At 60.9% G+C, this 12,208-nt stretch carries 9 protein-coding genes; 7 read left to right on the top strand and 2 right to left on the bottom strand.

Annotation, left to right across the window (positions count from 1 at the left end; all coding sequences use genetic code 11):
* The first annotated feature begins 425 nt into the window (after positions 1–425).
* The 4 genes from rplS to OZX75_RS05555 all read left to right on the top strand — a co-directional run bounded on the left by rplS (position 426) and on the right by OZX75_RS05555 (position 4,020).
* Entirely contained in the window at positions 426–794 is a 369-nt protein-coding gene (rplS, locus tag OZX75_RS05570; protein ID WP_277145678.1) for a 50S ribosomal protein L19, read from the top strand.
* 307 nt (positions 795–1,101) lie between these two features.
* Positions 1,102–1,860: a signal peptidase I gene (lepB, locus tag OZX75_RS05565; protein WP_277145677.1), complete on the top strand. Its 759-nt coding sequence runs from the start codon at positions 1,102–1,104 to the stop codon at positions 1,858–1,860.
* Positions 1,861–1,994: 134 nt separating this feature from the next.
* Entirely contained in the window at positions 1,995–2,753 is a 759-nt protein-coding gene (rnhB, locus tag OZX75_RS05560) for a ribonuclease HII (protein ID WP_277145676.1), read from the top strand.
* A gap of 151 nt (positions 2,754–2,904) precedes the next feature.
* Positions 2,905–4,020: a LacI family DNA-binding transcriptional regulator gene (locus tag OZX75_RS05555; protein ID WP_277145675.1), complete on the top strand. Its 1,116-nt coding sequence runs from the start codon at positions 2,905–2,907 to the stop codon at positions 4,018–4,020.
* On the opposite strand, the gene OZX75_RS05550 is transcribed toward OZX75_RS05555, so the two are convergent.
* Together OZX75_RS05550 and OZX75_RS05545 are read right to left on the bottom strand one after the other, a co-directional pair.
* On the bottom strand, positions 4,017–4,985 hold the full coding sequence (locus OZX75_RS05550; RefSeq protein ID WP_277145674.1) for a PucR family transcriptional regulator: 969 nt from the start codon (positions 4,983–4,985) through the stop codon (positions 4,017–4,019). The two genes, OZX75_RS05555 and OZX75_RS05550, sit on opposite strands and share 4 nt — an antisense overlap.
* 2 nt (positions 4,986–4,987) lie before the next feature.
* A complete protein-coding gene (locus OZX75_RS05545; protein ID WP_277145673.1) occupies positions 4,988–7,489 on the bottom strand; it encodes a DUF6020 family protein in 2,502 nt (833 codons plus the stop codon).
* A 106-nt stretch (positions 7,490–7,595) separates the two neighbouring features.
* Between OZX75_RS05545 and OZX75_RS05540 the strand changes: the two genes are divergently transcribed.
* The 3 genes from OZX75_RS05540 to OZX75_RS05530 all read left to right on the top strand — a co-directional run bounded on the left by OZX75_RS05540 (position 7,596) and on the right by OZX75_RS05530 (position 12,184).
* Positions 7,596–8,600 carry a biotin--[acetyl-CoA-carboxylase] ligase gene (locus tag OZX75_RS05540; protein ID WP_277145672.1) on the top strand — a complete coding sequence of 335 codons (1,005 nt, stop codon included), beginning with the start codon at positions 7,596–7,598 and terminating at the stop codon, positions 8,598–8,600.
* Positions 8,601–8,687: 87 nt separating this feature from the next.
* The gene (locus tag OZX75_RS05535; protein WP_277145671.1) at positions 8,688–10,577 is read left to right on the top strand and encodes an ATP-binding protein; all 1,890 of its coding nucleotides are present in this window, start codon (positions 8,688–8,690) and stop codon (positions 10,575–10,577) included.
* A complete protein-coding gene (locus tag OZX75_RS05530) occupies positions 10,577–12,184 on the top strand; it encodes an acyl-CoA carboxylase subunit beta (RefSeq protein ID WP_277145670.1) in 1,608 nt (535 codons plus the stop codon). The genes OZX75_RS05535 and OZX75_RS05530 overlap by 1 nt, the downstream gene beginning before the upstream one ends.
* Positions 12,185–12,208: the final 24 nt, after the last annotated feature.

Here is a 12,208-nt window from a genome sequence, read left to right as displayed (position 1 = left end):
GCCTATTTCTTGCATTTCAGGCAGTCTGTGCCGGAAAACGGTCATTTAGCGGCTGCCAGCGGCCGTTTTCTTGCATTCGTTTGGGATTGTGCCAGAAAGTGGTCGCCGAACAGCTGTCGTTGTGTGATTTTGGATGGAGAAAAATACGTCATCGAATACATAACGCGTGTGTCGCCGTATTTCGCTAAAATAAAAGTTTGTTATGCCAAGAGGCGGGCTGCCGCATGGGTTCGCTTCTTCATTTGGGTTCAGCCTTGTGGCTTCGTCCGTTGGTTCGGACGCTCCCGCAGCGGCGAATCGGCAACATTCCGTCGGGTTCCGGCGGAAAAGTAACGGGCGCGTTCGGCATCATTTGCCGCCATGGCACGAAAGTGCGGCGCCGCCCCTGACATGTACGCTGATATGCGGCAGCGACAGGTGAAACAATGGTTAACGCTATTGAGGCATTTGATGCCAAGCACATGAAGCCCTCGGATTCTATCCCGGAGTTCCGTCCCGGCGACACCGTCGAGGTCAACGTCAAGATTCAGGAGGGCAACAACTCCCGTCTTCAGGCGTTCACCGGCATTGTGATCGCGCGCCAGGGCGCCGGCCTGCGTGAGACGTTCATCGTCCGCAAGGTCAGCTTCGGCTGCGGCGTGGAGCGTCGCTTCCCGCTGCACTCCCCGGTGATCGATTCCATCAAGGTGACTCGTCACGGTCGCGTTCGTCGCGCCAAGCTCTATTACCTGCGTGCCCTGCGTGGCAAGGCCGCTCGTATCACCGAGCGTCAGGACAACAGCGCCAAGGCGTGAATGCAGGCCTAACGGCTTTTGTGCGAAACGGCAGTCGGACACTATGTTCCGGCCGCCGTTTTTGCTTTTGCGCTGATTTCGGGTTTACGCGGCGTGAAGACCGGTATCCCTGAAGGCCGGTAGAGAAGAGCTATCGGGGAGTCGGCAGAGGGGGTAGGCAGGCGTTTTGCGACTCTTGAGAAAGTAATACATATGCATGACATCGCTGTACCATCCCACAGACTATGATGGTTTTCGGTTATCGTTGGGTCGCCGTTTCGGGCGGCCGCGAACGTGGACATGCATATACATACGGCAGGAGGCTCGGATGGCAGGGGATGATATGCGTGACGATGAGCGACGCGAAGCCGATTCGCATATCATCGAGGTCGCGGATTACGGGGTGAGCCCCGAACCCCGGCCGCGCGCCCTGCGCAGCAATCCGGAGCACGCCGATTCCGAGTCCGTTGACGACACGTCGTTGCAAGGCTTCCTGAGCTTCGTGATCCCGTTCGCCGTGTTCGTGCTCGTCCTGGTGCTGCTGCGGGTATTCGTCATCGGGGTCTATGAGATTCCGTCCGGCTCGATGGAGGACACCATCCAGATCGGCGACCGGCTGGTCACCAACCGTCTCGCGCGGCCGATGAACAAGCTCAAACGCGGCGATGTCATCGTTTTCAAAGACCCGGCTCACTGGCTCGCAGGCACCGACAATCACGGGTCTGACGACCTCATCAAGCGGATCGTCGGCATGCCCGGTGATGTGGTGGCCTGCAAAGGCAGCGGTTCCCCGGTCACCGTCAACGGCGTGGCGATCGACGAAGCCGCCTATATCAAGCCCGGCAGCGAACCCAGCAATTTCGCGTTCAAAACCAAAGTGAGTGCCGGCAACGTTTTCGTGATGGGAGACAACCGCGGCAATTCCGCCGATTCTCGTTATCATGCCGACGATGGCAACGGCGGGCTGGTGCCGATGGCCAATATCAGCGGGGTGGCGATGCTGACCTTCTGGCCATTCAGCCATTTCAAGGTGGTCAAGTCGCATCGTGAGGTGTTCGCCGCCGTTCCTGGTGTGCCGAAATCATAAGCTGAAATACGTAGACATGATGACGGGTAATTAAGCAAGTTGGTAATATTGTATTACGTTATGGCAATTTGAGGCGCGTCTGTGGTGGGGTATCCTCGTTTTGGGTAATGGAAGATTGCTGGAAGGCATGATATATGGACGTCGAAGCGGCTTCGGAAGCCAATGGTGACACCGCACGCAAGCGTCGCGGCACGGCCCACCACGTTGCACCGCCGACCTTGGATTTGGAACGTGAACTGGCTGGCGGCGGTTTTGACCTCATCGTCGGGTTCGACGAAGTGGGCCGGGGTGCACTCGCAGGCCCGGTGATGGTCGGGGCGGCCGCGGTATGGGCTCGTGATTTGGCGGAAGGCGGGCTTGACGTGCCGGGCGGCGTCGCCGATTCCAAGCTGCTGAGCGAGCATAAACGCGAGGCGATGTTCGAGGATTTGCGTTCGTGGTGCGCGGCCAGCGCGGTCGGGCAGGCCAGCAATAAGGAAATCGACGAGTGGGGCATAACCTACGCGCTGGGTATCGCGGCCCTGCGTGCGGTGGGTGCGGTGGAACGGGAGCTGAACGTCGGCTCCGACCCGCTTCGCGTCGGAGCGATTCTGGATGGGCCGAACGATTATATTTCCAAGGCCGCCGGAACGTTCGACGCCCCGATCGTCCCGATTTTGCCGGTCGTGACCACCAAGGTGAAGGCCGACCAGAGCTGTGCGCTCGTCTCCACGGCGTCCGTCATCGCCAAGGTGACGCGTGACAGGCTTATGGTCGCGCTGGCGCAGGGCAACCCGAATTACGAGCCATACCAATGGCGGCACAACAAGGGCTACGGTTCCGCCGCGCATCGCGCTGCCATCGCCGAATATGGCCCGACCCCGCTGCACCGTACCAGTTGGCATCTTCTCTGAAACGAAAGACGCTGCAAATGGCTGGAAGACGAACCGTGTGCGCGAAGTGACTCGAGAAACAAACCGATAGCCCAGGCCGAGTAGACTTGTGAGCGTTCACTGAAGGTGTGTCTTGCTGGGCCAAGCACCGGAAAAGCAAAGGGAGACAGGAATGAGCGCTCAACGCAATCCGGGCAAACGGCCGTCGATGTTCGAGGTCGCCAAAATGGCGGGCGTCAGCCATCAGACGGTTTCCCGCGTCATCAATCATTCCTCCGAGGTCTCTGACGCGACCCGCACCAAAGTCCAGCACGCCATCGACGTGCTCGGCTACCGCCCCAGCAATTCCGCGCGAACGTTGGCTTCGCGCCGTTCCCGCACCATAGGGCTGATCGCCGGCGGACTCAGTTTTCTTGGGCCCATTTCCGCGATTTCCGCCATCGAGACCATCGTGCGTCGCCACGGCCTCTTCCTCATGGTCTCCATGGTGCACGAGGCGCGCTGCACGCAAAGCGAATTCGAGGATCTGTGCCGCACCTTCGAAGAGCAGAACGTCGACGCGTTCATTTTCCTGACCCCTACGGATATCATGTTTTCGGCGGCTTGCAGCACCAGGCTTTCAGAACCGCGCGTCCTGATCACCTCAACCCACGGCAACATCTCGATGAGCCGGGCCGGCGGCTTGATGGACGCCGAAGGCCGCGGCCGCACGGCTTTGGTCGGTATCGATCAATGGGGCGCGATGCACGAGGTGGCGCGCCTCATCGCCCGCTTCGGCCACCGTTCGGCGCTGTATTTCGCAGGTCCCGTGCAATGGCGCGATGCGGTGACGCGGTTGCTCGGCTGGCGCAAGGCGTCCTCCCAGTTTCGTATCGAATCGCGTGAGATTCGTTGCAATTCCTGGGATTCCTCCGAGGCTTACGCGCGCATGAACCACGAGCTGGAAAGCATCGGCTCGGCCGGTGCCGAAAAACCCACCGTCATCGTCACCGCCAACGACGCCCAGGCGATCGGTGTGACCCGCGCCCTGCACGAGCACGGCTTGCGTATTCCGCAGGATGTCAGCGTCGTCGGTTTTGACGACATGACCGGCGTCAATGACATGTGGCCGCCGCTGACCACCGTTCGTTCCGATTTTGAAGGCCTTGGCACGGCCGCGATGCGTGAGACCTTGCGTCTGCTCGGCGAAGGCGGGGAAACCACGTTCGTATCCAACGCCCACGGGGTCGGTCTCATCCCTGCCGAAATGATTCAGCGCCACTCGCTGGGGCCGGTGCCGCGGCATTAAATGTTGATTGCGTTTTCGGCATCGCGGATGGCGCCGATGGTGATGGCGGTACGCAGCACGTAGGCGTCGCGCGGGTCGTTGGCGTCCCATCCAGTGGCATCGGCGGCGCGTTTGATGCGGTAGCGAACGGTGTTCGGATGGACGTTCAGAGCCTTGCCTGTGGCTTCCAGCGATCCGCCGAAGTTGAGGAACGCCGAGACGGTCGGCAGGGTCGGGTCGTTTTCGTTCTCGCTTTTGAGACTTTGATAGACGCTCTGGTACAGCTCGTCGATGGCGTCGGTATCCCCGACGAGTGCGCGTTCCGGCAGCATATCGGAGGCTCTGGCCGGCCGGGGCAGCGGATGTATCGCAGGCATGACGTGGAACGCGCAAAGCACGGCGCCCAATGATCGTGCGGCCCCGGCGACATTGCGTCGTGTAGGCCCGAGACATACCGGCTTTTCGCGGTCGAACGCTTTCATCACCGCCGTGCACGTCACCTCTGGGGTAGCTGCGCCTTGGACCACGACAAGGCCGATGGTCAATCCGTGGCTGCGTCCGACCAGGCAATATCGGCTGCCAAGGTCGTGGGCGCCTTTGATGAAGATGGATTTCGCCGTTTCGTACGTGATCGCGGGAACGCCTGCGATGGTGAAGCAGTTGAACGTTTCTGGCCAGCCCAACACATGCAGCAGGGAGACGACCCGTTCGTCGTGGATTCCGCGGGCCAGGCATTCGAAGGCTATGGTCTCCAGATTTTCGCGGTTGCCCAGCGCTTCGAAGGCCTTTGCCTGTGCGGCCGCCTTTTCGCTGTCATGGCTATCGGCGATGACGGTGATTGGCGATGTCTGGTTTTGGTCGCTGGAAAGTCTCTGGCCCATAACTTCTTTACCGTGCACGATGTCGGCCGAGCCTGCGGCGAGGCTCAGAAAATCGGCTGGTTTCCGCGACTCCGTGCCGTTGTTGTCGCTATCGTGCATGCTCATACTTACGATTCTAGTCTGTCGATCCCGCAAATTGAGCTGACCGCGGTGTCTGGTTTGTCGGCTACGCCGGCTGTGTCGGCTGTGTCGGCTGTGTCGGCATTGTTGACGCCATTGACTTGTCTCGCACGCGCCTGTGTGCGTGGTATCCGTGAATCCTGCCAGAACGTCAGGAGCACAAAGCCCAGAACGAAGACCAGCGGAAGCATATGACGCTCGAAATTATTGGCTGGGGAGGTGACCATGACCCCCATGAGCAGCAGCAGCGGAAGGTGGGTGGCCAGCGTTTTCCAACGGCGCAGGATGACTTCGGCTGCGCCTAAGAGCAAGGTGAAGATGACGTAGCTGTTGCCGTGGGTAAGCCAGCCGAGCATGGGCTTCGAGCTCCAGTCCTTCGCCCAGTTGGTGACTTTTTTACGCCAGTCGGAGCACCAGTTGCCGATCCAGTCGGTGAAGTTCCCGTTGCCGGCGTAGACGACGTAATAGGTCATGTCGATATACGGCGGATCCATGATGTCGAAATACCCGTAGCTTTTGGCCAGCAGTGCGTCGAGCGCGATGCGCGGGTTGGCCTTGACGATTTCGAGCCATGCGGCGTTGAAGTTCTTCATATCCTTTTTTGTCACCGTTCGCCAGCGATAGCTGACGCGTTTCGTCTGGATTCCCGACGATTTCACCGGGTCGGCGTCCTGCTGGTAGTAGGCTTCGGCCATCTGGTCGAGGTTGAAGATCGGGGCCAGCTTGTTCCTGGCATCCTGCGGGATGCCGTTCGGGTTGAGCACGGCGACGCGCGCGATCTGCTGAAGCTGGACGCCGTGGCTTTCGATGGGATCGCCGTTGATGATGGCGCCGTCGCGCGTGGCCAGCCCGACCGCGCCCTGGAAGGCGATGACCGGCAACAGCATGCCGATGATATAGGTTTTCCAGCGTTTACGGTCGGCGAGCAGGGCTATCACCAGTTCAAAAAGGATGATATATATCGCGTATTTCGCCGAGATCATCATGACCACTGTCGAAAGAAAAAGCGCGATGAAGGTGCGTTTGCGCAGGTGAAGGACGATTCGGTCGTAAGAGGGTTCGCAGTCGCGGTCTGTGGCTGTATCGTTGGCGCCGCCAGCATTCGCAGCCTCGCTGTCGCCTATGGTGTCTGGTTTTCGAGAGGTTGCCGGTGATGTCGGTTTCTTGCTTGGCCGAGGTCGGTGCGATTTCGCGGTGCAGAGCACTTCGTAACCCACGCCGAACCACCAGACGAATGCAAAGGCGAACAACGGCGATTTGGTCAGGCTTATCGTAGAAAACAGCACCAGGGGGCAGACCAGGAAGAACAGGAGGATGAAAAAGCGGGGAAGCGGGCCGACGAACCTTGAACGTTCGACTTTTTCCGCCTGAAAGTCCGGCCGGCCTGTCTTGCAAGACGAAGCCGAGAGAAGATCGACAAGGCGTTTACGGGGCTTGAGCCAGGGATGGTTGAAGAAACGGTTCGCGGTGGCGGCCAGACAGAATGCCGCGAAGAGCAGCTGGCCCGAGGCGAGCACGACGATGCCCCAGTCGTTGGAGCCGGTGAAATAGCGGGAAACCGTTCCGGCGGCGCCGTAAATCAGCGTGAGCACGATATTGTGCTGATCGGTCAGATAGGTGGGTTTGGCAGGCCACAGGTAGTGGGCGGTGGGGTAGATGTCCATCGGCACGAAGGAGAAGAAGCCGATATAGGGCTGCCTCATTCCCGTCCATTGGTTCCAGGCCCAGCTGAATTCGCGGAACTGGCTGCGGATATCCGCGCCGAACGCCGCGACGAGAGTGATGGGAACCCAGAGCCAGCCGATGATGAGGATAAGGGCGATTTTCCACCATTTGTCGGTGGCTGCCATCATGCCGCGGTGCGTTCCAAGACGGATGCCTGAAGCGATGTGCCCGATGCGTTGCCGAATCCTGGTGCGTAGCCAAAGCCGATTGTCTAGTTTTGCGTTCTGTCTGCCGTTTGACTGGCCGGATGACGCGCTTGTTGAACCGGTGTCTAGATTTCTCGCTTTGCTGTTGGCAAGCTTGCGGATTCGACGGCGCTCGCGTCTCGCGGCGAGTTTCGCACGAATTTCGAAATGATAGGGAATCAGACATTGCCCGCGTCCGAAACGGACGAGCTCGACGATGACGGCCACGCAGATGACGAACGTTCCCGCGAAGATGGCCGCATTATTCCACGAGAAGGCTCGTATCGTGGCGATTGCGGGATTGAGCTCGTATTGCCGGTACAACGGCCCGAGCGAGGTGCACACCGCGATCCACAGGCTTGCCGCCACCGCCAGCGCCCAGCGCAGGAAAGCGAAAAGCCCGCCGAAACGCGTTGATGTCGCGGACTTCGTGGAGGTGTCGGTATCCGCTGTGGAACCCGAATCGTTGGTTGCCGAATACGAGCAAGCAGCGAGCCGGCTTTCGCCTTCCGACGCCTGCGAATACGGTTCACCGTCGTTTTGACGGTTTGCTGCATTCGTCGGCTCGGAATTATTCATAACCGGCATTCTATCGTCTGATATCAACCTCGCCGGTCCCGTCCGCCGCTCGATTTGTAGCAAACCACAAAGGATTTCGACGCCGGGCATGCATACAGTGGCCGGTATGAATGATGAGACCGATTTTTCGATTGCGCGGTGTGCAGGGCAGATCGAGGCGCAATATGCGGATTTCGTGCGTCAGGCTGGGGCGCGTAGGCCGCAGATGGCGGAAACCCGCGGAGCCGTGGATGAACTGGTGACGCTTGCGGCTGTTGACTCGACCAATATCCTGGCCCGGAAGCTGATGGCAAGTGGCGGGCTGAGCGTTATTGATGCACAGGGCGGGCCGCGTTTGATTGCGATATGCGCCGATGTACAGAGCGCCGGGCACGGACGTCTCGGGCGGAAGTGGGGCGACAAGGCCGGTGGGGCCTCGTTGCTGGTGACGTTTTGCACCGCGCTGCCGGAGCGCCTGGTGAGCAATTCGCATTACAATGGGTGGTTTACGATCATTGCCGGCCTTGCCGCGCTCGACGCCTTGCATGGGGCGTTGGCCGAGTGCGGTGCGAAACCGCTTGACCGAGCCGGCGACCTTGAGCTCAAATGGCCCAATGACATTTTCTATGAGGGGCACAAACTCGGCGGCATTCTCTCCGAGATGGTCTCGTTGCCGCAGAGGACGGGGCGTTTCAACATTGCCAGAGGTATGGAAGAAAACGGTGACGAGACCCGCGAACCTGCCGTCGGCCTGATGTTCGGCATCGGCATCAATCTCGATATCGCGCGGGAAAATCTGCCGACCCCGATTTCCACTTCATTGCAGCTGCTTTACGGCCCATTGCCCGATTCCGCGAGGATGCGTGACATGGTCGCCGCGCGTCTGGCGGTGTCCCTGAAAAGACGTTTGGCGACTTTCGTCGCCGATCCGCAAACCGAATTGCCGAAGTTGCTCGGCGAGACGCGCAGCAGATGCTGGACGCTGGGACGGCAGGTCGAGGCGAGATTCATCGATGGTTCAACGCTCGTCGGCACGGCGCTTTCCCTCAATGCCGACGCTTCGCTGACGATACAGGACGGGTCCGGCGCCTGTCACGTGGTCAAAACCGGCGACGTGGGTGTGCTGGCCTGAGGTTTGTGCAAACCTACAAAAGCGGGCGGGCGATTTTGTCGATTTGTGCGGTACCTCTGGTGGGGAATAGACGATAGGTTGGAACCTATGGTCAAAAATGTCAATAAACTGTTGGTGGCGAACCGCGGCGAAATCGCGTTGCGGGTTATTCGTACGGCTCACGAAATGGGGATACCGACCGTAGCGATCTACGCCGAGCAGGACAGAGATGCACAATATGTAGAGATGGCCGACGAAGCCTATCTGCTGCATGGGGATTCCTACCGTTCCTATATGGACGAAGACTTGATTATCGACGTGCTGCGCCGAAGCGGGGCCGACGCCGTCCACCCCGGCTACGGCTATCTTTCCGAAATCGCCTCCTTCGCCGACAAGGTCATCAAGGCCGGCGCCACATGGATCGGGCCGAGCCCGACGGCCCTGACGGACCTCGGCGACAAGATCACCGCACGGCGTGTGGCCAAGCGCGCGCACGTGCCTCCGGTGCCGGGTCTCTCCGAGCCGGTCAGCAACATGCGTGAGCTGCTTACCTTCGCGCAGATCAACGGCTATCCGGTGATGATGAAACGCACCGACGGCGGTGGCGGCAAAGGCATCACCCTCGTGCACAACGACGACGAGCTGCGCAGCTTCTACATGAACCACGACGCCCTCGAAGGCGGTGACCTGGGCGAATACTTCGTCGAACTGTTCATCGACAAGGCGCGCCACGTCGAAACCCAGTCCGGCCGCGACAGCCATGGCAACTTCACCGTCTACTCCACGCGCGACTGCACCGTGCAGCGCCGCAACCAGAAGCTCATCGAGGAGGCTCCGGCACCGTTCCTGACCGACGACGAGACCGAGCAGCTCGAGCGCTACTCCCGCAGCCTCTTCAGCGCCGTCGACTACGTGGGGCTGGGCACCTGTGAGTTCATGGTCACCGCTCAGCACAAGGTCTACTTCCTCGAGGTCAACCCGAGGCTGCAGGTCGAGCACACCGTCTCCGAGCAGGTCAGCGGCCTCGACCTGGTGCGCGAACAGATCAACATCGCCAACGGCGGCGAGCTCACCCAGGCCCCGCAGAGCCACGGCCACGCTTTTGAGCTGCGCATCACCAGCGAGGACCCGGACAAGAACCTCACCCCGTCCGGCGGCACTCTGACTCGTCTGGATTGGCCCAGCGGCCCGGGCATCCGCATCGATTCGGGCGTGAAGGTCGGCGACGTGGTCTCCCCGAAATTCGATTCGATGATGGGCAAGCTCGTCGTCACCGCGCAGGACCGCCAGACGGCGGTCGCCCGCGTGCGTCGTGCGTTGAAGGAATTCAATCTGGAAGGCGTGCCCACCCCGAAGTCGCTCTTCGATACGATTTTCAACGATCCGGAGTTCACCGCCGAGAATCATCCCTTCTCCGTTTATACCAAGTGGCTCGAGCGCAAGTACCTCAACCGCAAGCCCGACACCGCCGGCAGCGGCCAGCCTGCCTCGCTTTCGGCTGGTGAGGAACAGCAGCCCAAGAAGCAGGAGACCGATTCCTTCGTCATCGAGGTCGACAACAAGCGCGTGAAGCTCACCGTTCCGCGCGATATCGTCGACAACCTCACCGGTTCGGCCCGGGCCCGCGGCTCGCGTCGGCCCACCCAGCCGCTGCGCGGTTCCTCGTCGGGGGCCGTCGAAGAGCGCGCGAAGGCCAACGACGGCAAGTCCGGCGTCATCGACTCGCCGATGCAGGCCATCGTCACCCGCGTCAACGTCGCCGAAGGGCAGAACGTTGCCAAGGGCGATCTGCTGGCGGTGCTCGAGAGCATGAAGATGGAGAACTACGTCTACGCGCCCGTCAACGGCACGGTGCAGAAGATCTTCGTGGGTCCGTCCGATTCCGTGGACGCCGGCACCACGCTGATGAAGATCGACGTGGACGGTGCTGCGCAGCGCGAGAAATCCGGTGCGAACGACAACGCCAAGGACGACACGAAGCAGGGAGGGGAGCGCTGATGACCGACATCATGACCACCACGGCCGTTGAAAAGGCCATCCAGAGCGACAAGCCGATCGAGCAGCAGCCGATTCGCGCCTCTGTGGCGCGGGCCGCCGAACTGGCTCGTGACGCCGAAAACCACGCCCACGATCGCCAGAGCGCCAAAGGCAAGTTCACCGCCCGCGAGCGCCTCGACCTGCTCTTCGACACCGGCACGTTCCAGGAGATCGGCCGATTCTGCGGCGGCAACATCAACAAGGGCCTCGCCGGCTCGGCCGTCATCACCGGTTTCGGCGACGTCTACGGCCGCAAGGTCGCCGTCTATGCGCAGGACTTCTCCGTGCGCGGCGGCACGCTCGGCCACGCCGAAGGCGAGAAGATCTGCCACCTGATGGACATGGCGCTGAGCCTCAAAATTCCGGTCGTCGCGTTGATCGACTCGGGCGGCGCGCGCATCCAGGAAGGCGTCGAGGCGCTGACCCAGTACGGCCACATCTTCCGCAAGACCTGCGAGGCGAGCGGCTATATCCCGCAGCTTTCGTTGATTCTCGGACCCTGCGCGGGCGGAGCGGTCTACTGCCCGGCCCTGACCGACCTGATCATCATGACCCGTCAGAACTCCAATATGTTCGTCACCGGTCCTGACGTCGTCAAATCCGTGACCGGCGAGACGATCTCGATGGAGGACCTCGGCGGCGGCAAGGTGCACAATGCCGTTTCCGGCGTAGCGCATTATTTGGGCGAGGACGAGGCCGACGCCATCGATTACGCGCGTACCGTTCTGGCCTATCTTCCTTCGAGTTCCGAGGACAAGCCGCCGGTCTACGCCTACGCGGCCACCCGTTCGGATCGCGCCACCGCCGAACGCCTCGCCTCCATCGTTCCCGACAACGACCGCCAGCCTTACGACATCTGCGAGGTCATCCGCTGCATCGTCGACTACGGCGAATTCGTTCAGGTCCAGGAGCTCTACGCCAAGTGCGCGGTGGTCGGTTTCGCTTGCATCGAAGGCCATCCGGTGGGCATCGTGGCCAACCAGCCCAACGAGCAGGCCGGCATTCTCGACGTCAATTCCAGCGAGAAAATCGCACGGTTCGTACGCCTTTGCGACGCGTTCAACCTGCCCGTGGTCACGTTGGTGGACACCCCCGGCTACAAGCCCGGCAGCGACCAGGAGCACGCGGGCATCATCCGCCGCGGCGCCAAGGTCATCTACGCCTACGCCAACGCGCAGGTGCCGATGGTCTCGGTCGTGCTGCGCAAGGCCTTCGGCGGTGCTTATATCGTCATGGGTTCCAAGGCCATCGGCGCGGACGTCAACTACGCTTGGCCTTCCAGCCAGATCGCGGTGCTCGGCGCTTCGGGCGCGGTCAACATCATCCACCGCAAGGACCTGCACAAGGCGGCCGAACGTGGCCAGGACGTCGAAGCGCTGCGCCAGCAATACATTGACCAGTACGAAAGCGAGACACTCAACGCGAACCTTTCGCTGGAAACCGGCCAGATCGACGCGATGATCGACCCTGAGCAGACGCGCGACGCCATCGCCGAATCCCTGCGGCTGCTGCGTGGTAAGAAGCGTACGCGCCGCACCGACAAACACCATGGGAACCAGCCCATGTAGGCCCGTGCAGCGTTTGAGCACAAA

It is taken from the genome of Bifidobacterium sp. ESL0800, assembly GCF_029395355.1.
Lineage (GTDB): Bacteria > Actinomycetota > Actinomycetes > Actinomycetales > Bifidobacteriaceae > Bifidobacterium.
This window is presented reverse-complemented; position numbering and strand designations above follow the sequence as displayed.

What these genes read in the sequence shown, in the direction of transcription:
- rplS (WP_277145678.1), top strand. Translation starts at nt 426, where the DNA reads ATGGTTAACGCTATTGAGGCATTTGATGCCAAGCACATGAAGCCCTCG.
- lepB (WP_277145677.1), top strand. Translation starts at nt 1,102, where the DNA reads ATGGCAGGGGATGATATGCGTGACGATGAGCGACGCGAAGCCGATTCG.
- rnhB (WP_277145676.1), top strand. Translation starts at nt 1,995, where the DNA reads ATGGACGTCGAAGCGGCTTCGGAAGCCAATGGTGACACCGCACGCAAG.
- OZX75_RS05555 (WP_277145675.1), top strand. Translation starts at nt 2,905, where the DNA reads ATGAGCGCTCAACGCAATCCGGGCAAACGGCCGTCGATGTTCGAGGTC.
- OZX75_RS05550 (WP_277145674.1), bottom strand. Translation starts at nt 4,985, where the DNA reads ATGAGCATGCACGATAGCGACAACAACGGCACGGAGTCGCGGAAACCA.
- OZX75_RS05545 (WP_277145673.1), bottom strand. Translation starts at nt 7,489, where the DNA reads ATGAATAATTCCGAGCCGACGAATGCAGCAAACCGTCAAAACGACGGT.
- OZX75_RS05540 (WP_277145672.1), top strand. Translation starts at nt 7,596, where the DNA reads ATGAATGATGAGACCGATTTTTCGATTGCGCGGTGTGCAGGGCAGATC.
- OZX75_RS05535 (WP_277145671.1), top strand. Translation starts at nt 8,688, where the DNA reads ATGGTCAAAAATGTCAATAAACTGTTGGTGGCGAACCGCGGCGAAATC.
- OZX75_RS05530 (WP_277145670.1), top strand. Translation starts at nt 10,577, where the DNA reads ATGACCGACATCATGACCACCACGGCCGTTGAAAAGGCCATCCAGAGC.